This window comes from Geodermatophilaceae bacterium NBWT11 (assembly GCA_014218215.1).
In the GTDB taxonomy this organism is placed as follows: domain Bacteria; phylum Actinomycetota; class Actinomycetes; order Mycobacteriales; family Geodermatophilaceae; genus Klenkia.
Genome location: CP043652.1, coordinates 2,279,912 through 2,294,059, shown reverse-complemented (window position 1 = coordinate 2,294,059; position 14,148 = coordinate 2,279,912). Strand labels below are relative to the sequence as shown.

At 75.7% G+C, this 14,148-nt stretch carries 13 protein-coding genes and 3 pseudogenes; 9 read left to right on the top strand and 7 right to left on the bottom strand.

The window, feature by feature from the left end:
- Positions 1 to 192 precede the first annotated feature (192 nt).
- The 4 genes and pseudogenes from F1C76_11045 to F1C76_11030 all read left to right on the top strand — a co-directional run bounded on the left by F1C76_11045 (position 193) and on the right by F1C76_11030 (position 4,565).
- Positions 193 to 978: pseudogene (locus F1C76_11045) on the top strand (FtsX-like permease family protein).
- A gap of 480 nt (positions 979 to 1,458) precedes the next feature.
- Entirely contained in the window at positions 1,459 to 2,331 is an 873-nt protein-coding gene (locus tag F1C76_11040) for an ABC transporter permease (protein QNG37053.1), read from the top strand.
- A gap of 764 nt (positions 2,332 to 3,095) precedes the next feature.
- Positions 3,096 to 3,392: pseudogene (locus F1C76_11035) on the top strand (5'-nucleotidase).
- A gap of 24 nt (positions 3,393 to 3,416) precedes the next feature.
- On the top strand, positions 3,417 to 4,565 hold the full coding sequence (locus F1C76_11030; protein QNG37052.1) for a hypothetical protein: 1,149 nt from the start codon (positions 3,417 to 3,419) through the stop codon (positions 4,563 to 4,565).
- On the opposite strand, the gene F1C76_11025 is transcribed toward F1C76_11030, so the two are convergent.
- Entirely contained in the window at positions 4,534 to 5,253 is a 720-nt protein-coding gene (locus F1C76_11025) for a haloacid dehalogenase (protein QNG37051.1), read from the bottom strand. The two genes, F1C76_11030 and F1C76_11025, sit on opposite strands and share 32 nt — an antisense overlap.
- A gap of 221 nt (positions 5,254 to 5,474) precedes the next feature.
- Between F1C76_11025 and F1C76_11020 the strand changes: the two are divergent.
- Positions 5,475 to 6,029 (top strand): annotated as a pseudogene (locus tag F1C76_11020) (hypothetical protein).
- A 78-nt stretch (positions 6,030 to 6,107) separates the two neighbouring features.
- On the opposite strand, the gene F1C76_11015 reads toward F1C76_11020, so the two are convergent.
- The 3 genes from F1C76_11015 to F1C76_11005 all read right to left on the bottom strand — a co-directional run bounded on the left by F1C76_11015 (position 6,108) and on the right by F1C76_11005 (position 9,523).
- Positions 6,108 to 6,965: an Fpg/Nei family DNA glycosylase gene (locus F1C76_11015; protein QNG37050.1), complete on the bottom strand. Its 858-nt coding sequence runs from the start codon at positions 6,963 to 6,965 to the stop codon at positions 6,108 to 6,110.
- Between the two features lie 78 nt (positions 6,966 to 7,043).
- Positions 7,044 to 8,000, bottom strand: coding sequence for an iron-siderophore ABC transporter substrate-binding protein (locus F1C76_11010; protein QNG37049.1), 957 nt, complete (start codon positions 7,998 to 8,000; stop codon positions 7,044 to 7,046).
- 38 nt (positions 8,001 to 8,038) lie between these two features.
- Positions 8,039 to 9,523: an NAD-dependent malic enzyme gene (locus F1C76_11005; GenBank protein QNG37048.1), complete on the bottom strand. Its 1,485-nt coding sequence runs from the start codon at positions 9,521 to 9,523 to the stop codon at positions 8,039 to 8,041.
- A gap of 127 nt (positions 9,524 to 9,650) precedes the next feature.
- On the opposite strand from F1C76_11005, the gene F1C76_11000 reads away from it, so the two are divergent.
- Complete coding sequence (locus F1C76_11000; protein QNG37047.1) at positions 9,651 to 9,995, top strand: PadR family transcriptional regulator; 345 nt, start codon at positions 9,651 to 9,653, stop codon at positions 9,993 to 9,995.
- Complete coding sequence (locus tag F1C76_10995; GenBank protein ID QNG37046.1) at positions 9,992 to 10,504, top strand: hypothetical protein; 513 nt, start codon at positions 9,992 to 9,994, stop codon at positions 10,502 to 10,504. The genes F1C76_11000 and F1C76_10995 overlap by 4 nt, the downstream gene beginning before the upstream one ends.
- A 133-nt stretch (positions 10,505 to 10,637) precedes the next feature.
- Here F1C76_10995 and F1C76_10990 read toward each other — a convergent pair whose 3' ends face one another.
- Positions 10,638 to 11,420: a hypothetical protein gene (locus F1C76_10990; protein ID QNG37045.1), complete on the bottom strand. Its 783-nt coding sequence runs from the start codon at positions 11,418 to 11,420 to the stop codon at positions 10,638 to 10,640.
- A 77-nt stretch (positions 11,421 to 11,497) separates the two neighbouring features.
- Between F1C76_10990 and F1C76_10985 the strand changes: the two genes are divergently transcribed.
- Positions 11,498 to 11,947: a MarR family transcriptional regulator gene (locus F1C76_10985; protein ID QNG37044.1), complete on the top strand. Its 450-nt coding sequence runs from the start codon at positions 11,498 to 11,500 to the stop codon at positions 11,945 to 11,947.
- A gap of 41 nt (positions 11,948 to 11,988) precedes the next feature.
- Entirely contained in the window at positions 11,989 to 12,603 is a 615-nt protein-coding gene (locus F1C76_10980; GenBank protein ID QNG37043.1) for a hypothetical protein, read from the top strand.
- Here F1C76_10980 and F1C76_10975 read toward each other — a convergent pair.
- The gene (locus F1C76_10975) at positions 12,521 to 13,054 is read right to left on the bottom strand and encodes a DUF309 domain-containing protein (GenBank protein QNG39171.1); all 534 of its coding nucleotides are present in this window, start codon (positions 13,052 to 13,054) and stop codon (positions 12,521 to 12,523) included. The genes F1C76_10980 and F1C76_10975 overlap by 83 nt on opposite strands.
- Complete coding sequence (locus F1C76_10970) at positions 13,051 to 14,004, bottom strand: sensor histidine kinase (protein QNG37042.1); 954 nt, start codon at positions 14,002 to 14,004, stop codon at positions 13,051 to 13,053. The genes F1C76_10975 and F1C76_10970 overlap by 4 nt, the downstream gene beginning before the upstream one ends.
- Positions 14,005 to 14,148 lie beyond the last annotated feature (144 nt).

Genomic DNA, 14,148 nt, shown 5'->3' with positions numbered 1-14,148 from the left:
TCCACGGTGCTCGACTCCGTCGGCGCCCAGTACGTCGGCAGCGACCACGTGCTGTCCTCCACCGAGGGCGCCTCCCTCGGTGACGACGCCGCGGCCGTCGCCGCCGTCCCCGGGGTCACCGCCGTCGCCCCCGAGTGGACGACCTCCCTCCAGACCGTCCTCCCGGGCACCACCGGCGCCCGGTACGTCGCGATCACGCCCGTCGCCGACGCCGAGCAGCTGCGCTGGCAGGAGCTCACCGCGGGCTCCTTCCCCACCGGGCCGGGCCAGATCGCCCTGTCGGCGTCCACCGACGTCGCGGTCGGCGACGTCCTGCCGGTCACCACCTTCGCCGCCGACGGGACCGAGACCACCGGTGACGTCACCGTGACCGGCCTGGTCGACCTCTCGGGCTCGCTCACCGGCGGGCTCTACGCGCAGGGCTTCGTCACCCCCGCGCAGGCGCAGGCCTGGGGTGCCACCGCGTCGGAGCTGCGGATCGCCGGCGACCCCGACACCACCGCACTGCAGGCCGCCATCGCCACCCGTGCGGTCACCCTGCAGACCGGTGAGGAGGCCGCGAACACCGCGGCTGCCGCCATCACCGGCGGCTCGGACGCCCTCGCCGTCGTCCTGCTGGTCTTCGCCACCGTGGCTGTCCTCGTCGCGGGGCTGGTCATCGCCAACACGTTCGCCGTCCTGCTGGCCCAGCGCACCCGCGAGCTGGCGCTGCTGCGCTGCATCGGGGCGACGTCCCGGCAGGTCCGCCGCAGCGTGCTCGGCGAGGCCGCGGTCACCGGCCTGGCCGCCTCCGTGCTGGGTGTGCTCGCCGGGATCGGACTGGCCGCCGGGGTCTCCGCGCTGGCCGGGAGCCTGGACTCGCCCATCCCGCTGTCCGGGGTGACGGTGCCGTGGACCGCCGTGGCCGCCGGCGTCGTCGTCGGCCTCGTGACGACGGTCGTGGCCGCGCTGGCCCCCGCCCGCGCCGCGACCCGGGTGGCTCCGCTCGCCGCGCTGCGGCCCACCGACGCCGCCCCGCTGCGCTCCCGCAGCGGTGTGCTGCGCTTGGCCCTGGGCCTGCTCATGCTGCTGCCCGGCGTCGCGCTGCTGCTCTACGGCGCCGCGTCCGGCGAGGTGCTCGTCGCCCTGCCCGGCGGGGTGCTCAGCTTCCTGGGCGCCCTCCTGCTGGCCCAGCGCGCCGTCCCGCCCGTGGTGGCACTGGCCGGCCGGCTGCTCGGCCGCACCGGGGGCGTGCCCGGCCGCCTGGCGGCCGGCAACGCCACCCGCAACCCCCGCCGGACGGCGGCCACGGCCACCGCCCTGGTCATCGGGGTGACCCTGACGACCGCGATGGTGGTCGGCGCCTCCTCGGCCCGCGCGACCGCCTCGGCCGGCCTGGACGCGGCCTACCCCACCGACGTCGTCGTCCAGGACTACTCGGGCGACCTGCCCGCCTCGCTGCTGGGCCAGCTGACGGCCGTGTCCGGCGTGCGTGCCGGCGTCGCGGTCACCACCGGCCAGGTCACCGGACCCGACGGCGAGGTCTGGGACGCCGAGGGCTTCGACACCGCCGCCACGCTGCCGGTGCTGCGGTCGACCACCGACCAGCAGCTCCCCGCGGTCGGGGAGGCCGTGCTGCCGCCCTACCTGGCCCAGCAGTTCGGGGTGGCCGCCGGCGACCCGGTCACCTTCACCGCAGGCGACCGGTCGCTGACCATGACCACGGTGCTGGGCAGCGACGACGTCTACGAGCCGCGGCTGACCGGACCGGAGCTGGCCGCCCTGGTGCCCGACGCCGGCACCGGCCAGGTCTGGCTGCGGCTGGCTGACGGCGCCGACACCGCCACCGTGGTCGAGGACGTCACCGAGCTGGCCGGGACCGCCGTCCCCACCGCCGCGGTCAGCGGCATCGCCAGCGAGCGCGCCGCGATCGACGACGTGCTCGACACCCTGCTGCTGGTCGTCACCGGGCTGCTGGGGGTGGCCGTGCTGATCGCCCTGATCGGGGTCGGCAACACCCTGGCGCTGTCGGTGGTGGAACGGCGGCAGGAGAGCGGGCTGCTGCGGGCGCTGGGCCTGACCCGGGGTCAGCTGCGTGGCCTGCTGGCGTGGGAGGCCGTGCTGGTCGCCGGGGTGGCCGCCGCGCTCGGGGTGCTCCTGGGCGGCGGCTACGGCGTGGTCGGGGCCGCGTCGGTGCTCGGCTCGCTGTCCGCCGACGGCACCGTCGTCAGCATCCCGTGGCTCCAGGTCCTGGCGATCGTCCTGGTCGCCACCCTCGCCGGGCTGCTCGCCTCGGTGCTGCCCGCCCGACGGGCGGCCCGCACCTCACCGGTGGCCGCCATCGCCGGCTGACAGGCACAGGCAGTGCGCGTCACCTGACGCACAGCGACGAATACGCAGGTCAGCGCCCCGGCCGTCCGGCACGGGGCGCTGATCCGTGGTGCAGTCGGGGGCGGACCACCGGGTCCGGACGACGGGAGGGGCAGGTCATGGCAGCCACCGAGGACGGGTTCGACCCCGACGCCGAGGTCTACGGCCGGCACGCCGACACCGGGGACACCCCGGTCGTGATCGTCGCCGACCTGGTGCCCGACGCCGAGCCCCTGACCGTCGGCCCCCGGCGGCCGACCGTGGCCCGGCGGGTCGCCCCGGCCGCCGTCGCCCTGGGCGTCGGGGTCGTCGCAGCAGGGGGCCTGACGGTGCTCGCCGTCGCCTCCCCCTCCGACTCCACCCCCACCGACCCCAGCCAGGCCGGGCAGGCCGAGTTCCTCGCCGGCCCGGGCGAGGAGACCAGTGCCGTGGCGACCAGTGCCGCGGAGACCACGGTGGACGCCCCGGTGGCCACCGGTGCCCTCACCCCGCCGGCGTCCGTGGTCCCGTCCGCGCCCGTCGAGCCCGGGGACGTCGACACCGGCGCCACCACGACCGTGCCGACGTCGGCGCCCGAGCCGTCGGTGGAGGACCGGGCCGAGGCGCCGGTGGAGGCCCCCGTCGAGGTGCCCCAGGAGGCCGAGGTCGAGGAGCCCACCGTCGCGGTGCCGGCCCCCGAGCCGGTGCCCGAGCCGACCACCGCGCCGACCACCGCGTCGGCCCGGGAGACCACCGCCACGCCGACGACGACCGAGCCGGTCCCCACGACGACCGGGCCGACGACCACGGCACCGACCACCACGGCACCGACCACCACCGAGCCCACCACCACGGAACCGACGACCAGCGAGCCGACGCCGACGTCGACCGAGCCGACGACCACGGCGCCGACGACGACGGCACCGCCGTCGACCACCCCGCCGACGACCACCTCCGAGTCGGTCCCGGCGCCCACGACCGAGCCGACCCCCGAGCCGACCCCGGAGCCCACGACCGAGCCCACGGAGACCAGCCCCTCCCCGCTGGCGACGCCCACCCCCAGCTGACGCGGAGCGCTCCCGGCGGGGATGCTGGAGGGCGTGTCACCTGACCCCCGCCGCAGCTCCCTCACCTCGGCCCTCGCCGCCGCCGCCCTGACCGCGGCCGCCGCCGTCCCCGCCGCACTGCTGGGCCGGGCCGCCTGGGGCGTCCCGACCCAGATCGGTGCGCGCCGTCGCAGGCTGCGCCCCCTGGTCACCGGGTCCCCCCAGTTCTCCGAGGGCAAGTTCCGCAACACGGTGCCCACCCCGACGATGGAGCCGGGTTCCCGCGGAGCCCTGCTCAAGCAGCTGCGCGAGGGCCGGGGGGCCGGCGTCCCCAGCGGGTCCGTGCCGCTGGTGCGCCCTGAGGTGCCCGCACAGGCCGCCGACCTCGCCGTCACCTGGTACGGCCACGCCAGCGCCCTGCTCGAGGTCGACGGCCACCGGGTGCTCGTCGACCCGGTGTGGGGCGAGCGGGTCTCCCCCTCGGCGACCCTCGGGCCGCGCCGGCTGCACCCGGTCCCCGGGCCGCTGGAGGAGATCCCCCAGGTCGACGCGGTGCTGATCAGCCACGACCACTACGACCACCTCGACCTGCCCACCGTCCGCCGGCTCGTGACGGAGCAGTCCGCCCCGTTCGTCGTCCCGCTGGGCATCGGGGAGCACCTGCGGGGCTGGGGCGTCCCCGCCGACCGCGTGGTCGAGCTCGACTGGGCCGGCTCGCACACCGTCGGTCCGCTGACCCTCACCTGCGTGGAGGCCCGGCACTTCTCCGGACGCGGCCTGTCCCGGGACGACACGCTGTGGTCGTCCTGGGTGGTCCGCGGCCCCCGGCACCGGGTCTTCTTCGGCGGGGACACCGGGTACCACCCGGCGTTCGCCGCGATCGGCGCCCAGCACGGCCCCTTCGACCTGACCCTGCTGCCGATCGGGGCCTACAGCCCCGCGTGGGCCGCCATCCACATGGACCCCGAGGAAGCGGTCCGCGCGCACGGCGACCTGGGCGGGCGGGTCTTCCTGCCGATCCACTGGGCCACGTTCAACCTGGCCTTCCACGGCTGGGCCGAGCCGGTCGACCGGCTGCTCGAGGCGGCGGCGCGGTCCGACGTCCCGGTCGTCGTCCCCCGGCCCGGGGAGCGGCTGGACCTCACCGACTCGACCCCCGTCACCCCCGACTGGTGGACGGCGGTCCGCTGAGGCCGGCGAGCACCCCCGGCAGGGCCCGCAGGTCGGACACGGTCCGCTCCGGCTGCGGGCCGGCCGGGTCGACCCGGTGCCCGGGGCGGGCCACCCGCACCACGGCCAGCCCGGCCTCCAGCGCTCCCCGGGTGTCCCGCGCGGACGCCGGGACGTGCACGTCCACCCCGGCGGCCACCGCACCCCGGTAGAGCTGCGGGTGCGGCTTGTAGGCGCGCACCCGCTCACTGCTCACCAGGTCCGCCGGGTCGACCAGCCCGGCCACCCGGGTGCGGGCGAACAGCGCGTCGTCGACGTTGCTCAGCACACCGACCCGGTGCTCCCGGGCCAGCACCGCCAGCACCTCGGCGACGTCGGGCCACAGCGGCCAGTCCGGCAGGCCGGCCAGCAGCGCGTCGGTGGCCGCGGTCGGGTCGTCGGACCACCCCCGGGCGGCCCAGGTGGCGGCCAGCGAACGGCGGCAGTGCTCGGCGAAGGGCACCCACTCGACGACGTCGCGCTGGGAGGCCTTGTTGCGGGCGTCCCAGTCGTCGTACACCTCACCGCCGTCGGCCGGGTGCCCCGCGCCGGCGGTGATCTCGGCCAGCGCGGCGGCCGCCCCGGTGCGGCTGTCGACGAGGGCGCTGAACAGGTCGAAGGTCACGAACACGGCACGCAGGGTTGCACGCGCGGAGGGCCGGGCACCCATCCCCGACGACCGGAGCCGCCCGAGGCGCCGGTGCACCCACCGAGACGAGTCCCACCATGGCCGACGACAGCCGGGGCGCCACCCCGTACGACCCCACCACCGACCAGCTCGCCGACGGCTCCGGCCGGCACGGCGCGCGGCCCGTCGCCGACGCCGAGCACCCCGTCGACCGGGACGGCGACGGTCGCGACGACCGCACCGGGGCCGCCGTCCCGACCACGGCCAAGGAGATGGCCGCCGTGCAGCGGGCCCGCTACGGCGGCCTGCACATGGGGACGGCGTTCTTCGGCTGGCTGTCGGCGATCGGCGTCGCCGTGATCCTGCTGGCGGTCCTGTCCGCGGCCGGCCTGGCCTTCGGCCTGAACGCCACCATCGACGACGCCCAGAGCGCCACCGACCAGGCGGCCACCGGCATCGGCCTGGGTGCGGCGATCGCGCTGCTGGTCGTGCTGTTCCTCGCCTACCTGGCCGGTGGGTACGTCGCCGGCCGGATGGCCCGCTTCAACGGGGCCAAGCAGGGCCTGGGCGTCTGGCTGTGGGGCGTCATCATCACGGTGCTGGTCGCCGTCGCCGGGCTGGTCCTGGGCTCGCAGTACAACGTGTTCGACCAGCTCAACCTGCCGGCGCTGCCGGTGGAGTCCGGCACCGCCACCACCGCGGGGCTCATCGCCCTCGGCGCGGTGCTCGTGGTGACCCTGATCGGCGCGCTGCTCGGCGGCCGCATCGGTTCGGCCTACCACCGCCGGGTGGACAGGGTCGCGTTCGAGAACGCCTGATGCAGCTGACCTGATGGAACGGCCCCGCTGCAGGGCCCCACGGCGCGCGGAGCGTGTCGTGGGGGGCAGCGGGGTCCTTCACCGCAGGAGCTTGGACATCCGCCGGTCGGCCAGCGGCTTGCCGCCGGTCTGGCACGTCGGGCAGTACTGCAGCGAGGTGTCGGCGAAGGACACCTCGCGCACGGTGTCCCCGCAGACCGGGCAGGGGAGCCCGGTGCGGGCGTGCACCTGCATGGTCGCCCGCTTCTCGCCCTTGAGCGTCGCGGCCTTCTGACCGACCTGCCGCTCGAGGGCATCGGCCAGCGTGGTGCGCATCGCGTCGTAGAGCCGGAGCACCTCGTCGTCGTTCAGCTTGTCCGCGCCCTTGAACGGCGACAGCTTCGCGATGTGCAGGATCTCGTCGGAGTAGGCGTTGCCGATGCCCGAGATCAGGGTCTGGTCGGTCAGGGCGCCCTTGAGCTGGCCCTTGCGGCCGGCCATCAGGGCCGCGAACGCCTCGGCGTCGACCGCGAGCGCGTCGGGCCCCAGCCGGGCGATGCCGGGCACCTCGGCCGTCGGCGACCGGACGACGTAGACCGCCAGCCCCTTGCGGGTGCCCTGCTCGGTGAGGTCGAAGCCGGCCCCGTCGTCCAGGTGCAGGCGCAGCGCCAGCGGTCCCTTGCCCGGCTTGGGCGGGGCCTCGGGCAGCTGGGCCCGCCAGTGCAGCCAGCCGGCGCGGGCCAGGTGCACCACCAGGTGGATGCCCGAGACGTCCAGGTCGAGGAACTTGCCCGACCGGGACGCGCCCGTGACCTCCAGCCCGGCGAGCGCGACCAGCGGCGGGTCGAACGTCTTCAGCGTCTGGATCCCCGCGAGGTCCACCCGCGTGACGACCCTGCCGACGGCGTTCTCCCGCAGGAACGCGGCCAGCGCCTCCACCTCGGGCAACTCGGGCACGGGTCCATCGTCGTCCCACCGACGACACCCCGTCCACCGCACGACCCCCCGCCCGGGTGACGAGGAGGGCGCCTCTCGTCAGCGGGCGGCCGCGATCTCCGCGAGGTCGTCGAGGACCAGGTCGGCGCCCGACGGGCCCAGGCCCAGGAACCAGCGGCTGTCGTCGATCTCGTGGTCGCCGCCGGCCTGCACCGGGGGCAGCGACGTCCACAGCCCGCCCGAGGTGATCGAGGCCGACTCGGCGGCGCCGGCGTCGGAGAAGCCCGGGGACCAGAAGACGACGTCGGAGGTGACCGTGTCCAGCGACTCCGGGGTCAGCTCCACCCGGTTCTCCGTGGTGTCCAGCGCGGCCGGCCAGGTGAACCCGACGTCCTCGAGCACGCTGCCGATGAACGAGCCGCGGGCGTAGGCCCGCACCTCACCGCCCCCCATGAACCGCAGGACGGCGACCTCGGTGACGCCCGGGTCGCCCCAGGCAGCCGCGATCTCCCCGATCCGGGTCTCGTAGCCGGTGAGCATCTCCTCGGCCTGCTCGGTCATGCCCAGCGCCTCGGCGCAGAGCAGGAAGTTCTCCTGCCACACGGCCCCGAGCTCGGCCGACACCACCGTCGGGGCCAGCGCGGACAGCTGGTCGTAGATCGCCTCGTGCCGGATCGCGTTGGTCAGGATCAGGTCCGGCTGCAGCGCGGCGACCGCCTCCAGGTCGGGCTCGGAGATCGAGCCGACGACCTCGACGTCGTCGGCCTCGAACCCGTGGGTGCCGGCCAGCTCGTCGAGCAGCCCCTCGGTCTCCACCGTGCCCACCGGGACGATGCCGAGGGAGGTGACGGCGTCGAGCTCGCCGCTGTCCAGGACGACGACGCGGTCGGGGGTGCCGACCACCTCGGTGGTGCCCAGCGCGTGGGTCACCGACCGCACCTCGTCCGTGGCCGCCACCGGCGCCCCCGCCGGGCCGGGATCCGCCGAACAGGCGGCCAGGACGAGACCCCCCACCGCCGCCAGCGCCACCGTGCCGAGTCCGTTCCTGCGTGCCACGTCGAGCCTCCCGCTGGTTTAGGTGAGGCTCACCTTACTCACACCGGCAGCCGGTCCTCATCGAGCTGCAGCGTCGCGCCGGGCGCCTGTCGGGCGGACTCCGCGACGGCATGCGCCACCGCCTCCGTCGCCGCGGCGTCGAACACGCTCGGGATGATGTAGTTGGCGTTGAGCTGGTCGTCCCGCACCACGGCGGCCAACGCGTCGGCCGCGGCCAGCAGCATCCCGGGCCGGATCTCGGTGGCCTTGGCGTCCAGCAGACCCCGGAAGACGCCGGGGAAGGCCAGCACGTTGTTGATCTGGTTCGGCAGGTCCGACCGGCCCGAGGCGACGACGGCGCAGTAGGGCCGGGCCCGCACCGGGTCGACCTCGGGCGTCGGGTTGGCCATCGGGAAGACGATCGCCCTCTCGGCCATCCCGGCCAGCGCCTCGACCGGGAGCACGTTGCCCGCGCTGACGCCGATGAAGACGTCGGCGCCCACGAGGGCGTCGGGCAGCTCGCCGCTGCGGCACGCCGGGTTGGTCCGGGCGGCCAGCTCGCGCTTGGCCGGGGAGAGCCGGTCGTCGTCCGGGCGCAGGATGCCCTCGCGGTCCCAGACGAGCACGTGCTGCGCGCCGGCCTCCAGCAGCAGCGACACGATCGCCGTCCCCGCGGCGCCTCCCCCGGCGACGACGACCCGGACGTCCTCCAGCCGCTTGTCCACCACCCGCAGCGCGTTGCGCAAGGCCGCGAGCGCGACGATCGCCGTGCCGTGCTGGTCGTCGTGGAACACCGGGATGTCGAGCTTCTCGCGCAGCCGGGCCTCGATCTCGAAGCACCGGGGCGCCGCGATGTCCTCCAGGTTGATGCCGCCGAAGCCGGGCGCGATGAGCTCGACGGTGCGGACGATCTCGTCGACGTCCTGGGTGTCCAGGCAGACCGGCCAGGCGTCGATGTCGGCGAACCGCTTGAACAGCGCGGCCTTGCCCTCCATGACCGGCATCGCGGCGCCCGGGCCGATGTCGCCCAGCCCGAGCACCGCCGAACCGTCGGTGACGACGGCGACCGTGTTGCCCTTGATCGTCAGCCGCCGGACGTCCTCTGGGTGGTCGACGAGCGCCAGGCAGACCCGGGCGACCCCGGGGGTGTAGGCCATCGACAGGTCGTCACGGGTCTTCAGCGGCACCTTGGACCCGACCTCGATCTTCCCGCCCAGGTGCAGGAGGAAGGTGCGGTCGCTGACCTTGCGCACGTGGACGTCGTCCAGGGCGTCGAGGGCCGCGACCACCTCCTCGGAGTGCGTGGTGTCCGCCGCCGAACAGGTCACGTCGACGGTCAGCCCGTCCGAACGGGACTCCACCACGTCGATCGCGGTGACCGCCCCGCCGGCGGACCCGACCGCGGTGGCGATCCGGCCGATGGTGGCGGGGTCGCCGTCGGCGGCCAGCCGGACGGTGACGGAGTAGGAGGCCGAGGTGACCGGCCCCCGGGCGGGGGCGGGCGCCGGGGTCTCGGCGGGGGTCTGGGCAGGGGTCTCTGTCATGGCCCGCCGAGCCTCCCACCGGTGACCCACGTCTCCCAACGACGGGACGGCGACCGTTGTGACCGCAACCGGGTTCCATCGGCGCGACTAGCTTGTGTCCCTGACTAGTGGCCGCTAGCTTCTAGTCATGGCCGACGACGAACTGCCCACCGAGTGGCTGCGGGCGGTGCTGCCCCTGGCGGTGCTCTCCGCCGTCGCCGAGGAGGAGACGTACGGGTACGCGGTCGCCCAGCGCCTGCAGACCGCGGGTCTGGGGGCGGTCAAGGGCGGCACCCTCTACCCGGTGCTCAACCGGCTGGAGGCCGACGGACTGCTGACGTCGTCCTGGCGCGAGGGGGTCGGCGGCCCCGGCCGCAAGTTCTTCGCCGCCACCGACGCCGGCCGCGACCACCTGCAGCGCCGGGCAGCCGCCTGGCACACGTTCACCGAGCGGGCCGCCGGCCTGTTCCCGAGCCCGAGGAGCACCCGATGAGCAACGACCCCACGCCCACCGTCACCGACTACGGCCAGTCCCTGGTGCTGCACCTGCGCCTGCAGGAGGTCCCGCCGGACCGGATCGGGGAGATCGTCGCCGAGGTCGAGAGCCACGTCGCCGACACCGGCGAGGACCCCGTCGAGGCCTTCGGCACGCCGCGGGAGTACGCGGCCAGCCTCACCGACGAGCACCGCAAGCCGCCGTGGTGGTGGACGACGACCACCCTGGTGCTGGCCGCCGCGGCCGGCTGGCTGATCGGCCAGGGGGCCTTCGCCGTCCTGCTCGACGAGCCGTACCTGGGCCGTTCGGGCTGGCTGTGGCTGGCGACCGGCCTGGTCGTCGGCATCCCGCCGGCGTACATGGTCAGCCGCCGGGCCCGCGAGGTGCGCGACCCGCGCACCGGCCGACCCCTGGTGCGGACCCCCCGCTGGGCCACCCTGGTCTTCTACGCGATCCCGCTCCTCATCGTGCTGATCGGCTGGGTGGCCATCGAGCTCGCCACCTGACCCCCCGCCCCCTGCTTCCTGGCCCCGCTCTTCGATCAGGTGGGACGACCACCGTGCGTCCTCCTCCACCGACGCCGGTGGAGGAGGACGCACGTCCCTCGTCGGAGCTGATCGACGCCGCGGGCGGGGTGGGTCAGCCGACGAGCAGGGTGCGGGCGCTGACCTGCGGGGCGGCGGCGCGGACGCCGAGGGACACCAGCACCACGGCGGCGGCACCGAGCGCGGCGACGGTGACCGGCAGCGGCCCCCCGGCGGCGGCGATCGCCACGGTGCCCCAGACCACGGCGGCGGCGAACGGGCCGGCGGCGACCCGGGAGGCCAGCACGACGAAGGCCCCGATGGCGGCGACGGCGACCATCGCGACCACGGCCCACACCTGGGACGACGTGGTGTCGGGGTCGATGCCCAGCGCGACGCCGGTGTTGCCCACGTTGGCGACCGGGGCGACGGTCACCCAGCCCAGGAGGAGGCCGGCCGTCGCCGCGGGCAGCACCCGGGCCAGGCCGGCGACCTCGCCGCGGGCGTCCAGGTCCTGGAGCCGGGCGAACCCGACGGCGGCCGCGGCGGTGATCCCGAAGATCAGCACCTGGGCGACGTACTGCCACGCCCCGCCGAGCGGGTAGACGGTCTCCCAGACCGCGTTGCCGGCGAACGCCGCAGTCAGCGGCCACCCGGTGCGGCGGTGGACCGACCGGGTGCGCTGGGCGGGCAGGGCCTGGTACACCGCCCAGGCCAGCGAGCCCAGGAAGACCAGCCCCCAGATCGAGAACGCCCAGCCGGCCGGGGTGACCAGCGAGCGGGCCCCGTCGCTGACGTCCCCGACGCTGCGGCCGGAGACCAGCGTCCCCAGCGGGCTCCCGACGATCTGGGCCACGGCGGCCACGACCACCGCGACGACCCTGGTGCTGTCCTTCATGCTGTGCTCCTCGGACGTTCCTTCGACGACGAGATGTCTCTACCGTGGAAGTACCCGACCCAAACCGAGGGGTGACGATGGACGCACGCCGGCGCGAGGTGGTCCTGCTGCTCCGCTCGGTGTCGGTGGAGAGCAACCGCACCGCCGCGGTCTTCGGCGAGACCCACGACCTGCACCGCACCGACCTCGACGCCCTCGCCGTCGTCGTGGGCGCCTCGATGGCCGGGCGGGAGATGACCCCCGGTCTGCTGGCGACCGAGCTGCGCCTGTCCTCCCCGGCCACGACGGCCCTGGTCGACCGGCTCGCCCGGTCGGGTCACCTCGTGCGCGAGCGGAGCACCACCGACCGGCGCAAGGTCGTGCTCCGGGTGCAGGACCGGGCCCGCGACCTGGCCCGGGAGTTCTTCACCCCGATGGCCGCCGGGGTGGGCGCGGTGCTCGACGGGATGAGCGCGGACGACGTCGCGGTGGTCGCCCGTTTCCTCACCGCCGCCGTGGACGCCCTGCGAGACGCGTCACAGGAGTAGTTGCGCGTTACACGATCTCGCCCCGGGGGCATCCGGACCTCGTGGACGACGTGCTCGGAGCTCTCGCAGCGACCCCCCGCGGGGTCGGGCTGGCCCTGATCGCCGTCGTCCTCGTCGCCGAGTCCGGGTTCCTCGCCGGGATGCTGCTGCCCGGGAGCACCGCCGTGCTCGCCGCCGGCTGGCTGGCCGTGAACCGCGGGTTGCCGCTCCCGGTGGTCATCGGCGTCGTGACCGCCGCGACCGTGCTGGGTGCCCACCTGTCGTGGTGGCGGGGTCGGGACGGCGACCTCGTCGCGAAGGCCCCCGGCCGCGCCCGAGCGCTGGTGAGCAGGGTCTTCGCCGGGCTGCGGCGGCACCCGCTCGTCGTCGTCGCCGTCGCCCAGTGCGTCGCCGGCACCCGCACGCTCACCCCGCGGGCCGCAGCGGCAGCCGGGGTCTCCTACCGCCGCTTCACCGTGGCCCAGTTCGTCGGCGCCCTGGCCTGGGCGACCACCCTGGTGGTCAGCGGGACGACGGCGGCGAACCTGATGCCGCCGCTGGACGCGGACGTCTACGTGCTCGTGCCGCTGGCGGTCACGGTCCTGGTCGCGGTCCTGGTGGCCCGCCGGGTGCTGCGGCGCCGTCGGGAGCACGCTGCGGTGCCGGTCCCCGCCTGACCGTCAGCACGGGGGGCTCGACCGGACCGGTCACGTCGGCGGACCGGGCCCAGCGGGCGAGCTCCACGCCGTCCACCCCCAGCCGGGCCGCGGTGCCGGCAGCCGCCTGCACGTGCCCGGCACCCCGGTCGAGCAGGGTGCGCGCGCCGGTGGTGTTGCCGCGGGCGGCGTGGGTGAGCCCGACCGCCAGCTGGGCCAGCCCGCGCCAGAGCTCGCGTTCGTCGTCCGGACCGGTCTTCCACGCGTCCTCGAGCACCTCGTGGGCGTGGAAGGGCCGGCCTGCGTCGAGCAGGCGCTGGGCCTCGACGAGCGTGTCCCCGGCGGTGCGGACGACGCCCTCCGGGGCCCGCTCCACCCCCGGCGACCCGTGCGGCAGCGGCCGCCCCAGGCCGTCCCGGGGTCGGGCGTTGCGGGCCCGTCCCTCGGCGTCCCGGTCCCGGGCCACCGTCAGTCCAGGCTGGTGGTCAGCCGGATGGAGACGCCGTCGCCCTCGGGGGTGATGTCCACGTGGTCGCAGAGCTGGCGGGCCAGCCACAGCCCCATCCCGCCGCGGGAGAGGTCCTCGCCGTGCGCGGGCCCGTAGCCGATGAACGGGTCGTCCAGGCCGCTGCCGTGGTCGGTGACCCGGCAGACCAGCCGGTCGGCGGTCGCCCACAGCCGCAGGTCGACCGGTGGCCGGCCGTGCCGCAGCGCGTTGGTGGTCATCTCGTCCACGGCCAGCAGGAAGTCCTCGACGGTGGTCTCGTGGCCCGCCAGCAGCCCGTTCTCCGAGGTACGCACCGACAGGTCGTGACGCAGCCCGCGCAGGTCGCGCACCGAGTCCGCGGAGACCAGCGGCGCCTCGCCCTCCAGCGGCTCGGCGGGCACCGGGAGGGCGGTGAGGAAGGCAGCCGGGTCCTGGTGGTCGGCGTTGGCGACCTCGCCCTCGGCCTGCAGCAGCACCGGGTGGGTGGCCCGGGCGGTGTCGACCAGCTGGGCGGGCTGCCGACGGGTGTCGTGCACGCAGGCCACGCACAGCGGCTCGCTGCCGGCGACGTGGTCGAGCACGGCCTCGAAGCGCTGCCACTCCCGCCACGCGTCGGGGTCGGTGCCGGCCCAGGGCTCGATGAGCAGCCGGACGACGCCGTCCTCCCCCACGCGGTGCCGGGCGGCGAGCCGGCGCAGCGCGGTCACCGCGGCCGGAGCGCCCCCGGCGAACACCTCGGACCAGTCGGCCCAGACCACGGTGCCGTCGGTGGTGCCCGGCGCGAGCGCGGCGGCGACGTCCGGGGTGAGCACGGCGACGACGGGCTGGCCGAGCTCGTGGCCGGCCCGCACCCAGCTCGCCCCGGCGGCCGTGAGGTCGGCGTCGGCGGAGACCAGCAACGCGCTGTGTCGCGCGCAGTCCCGGTCGGCACCCACGTCGTCCCACCGCCCCTCGTTCGTCGACGCCGGACGGCGCTCACCCGCGGACTACCCGGGTGGGGACGAGGCTAGGCGTCCGGACCTGCCCGATTCTCCCCGGTCGAGGCAGTGGCAGCGGCGTGGCACCCTGGTGGACGAGGA

Excerpts from the sequence above, each read along its gene's own strand:
- F1C76_11030 (QNG37052.1), top strand. The coding sequence starts at position 3,417 with ATGCTGGAGGGCGTGTCACCTGACCCCCGCCGCAGCTCCCTCACCTCG.
- F1C76_11025 (QNG37051.1), bottom strand. The coding sequence starts at position 5,253 with ATGGGTGCCCGGCCCTCCGCGCGTGCAACCCTGCGTGCCGTGTTCGTG.
- F1C76_11005 (QNG37048.1), bottom strand. The coding sequence starts at position 9,523 with ATGACAGAGACCCCTGCCCAGACCCCCGCCGAGACCCCGGCGCCCGCC.
- F1C76_11000 (QNG37047.1), top strand. The coding sequence starts at position 9,651 with ATGGCCGACGACGAACTGCCCACCGAGTGGCTGCGGGCGGTGCTGCCC.
- F1C76_10995 (QNG37046.1), top strand. The coding sequence starts at position 9,992 with ATGAGCAACGACCCCACGCCCACCGTCACCGACTACGGCCAGTCCCTG.
- F1C76_10990 (QNG37045.1), bottom strand. The coding sequence starts at position 11,420 with ATGAAGGACAGCACCAGGGTCGTCGCGGTGGTCGTGGCCGCCGTGGCC.
- F1C76_10985 (QNG37044.1), top strand. The coding sequence starts at position 11,498 with ATGGACGCACGCCGGCGCGAGGTGGTCCTGCTGCTCCGCTCGGTGTCG.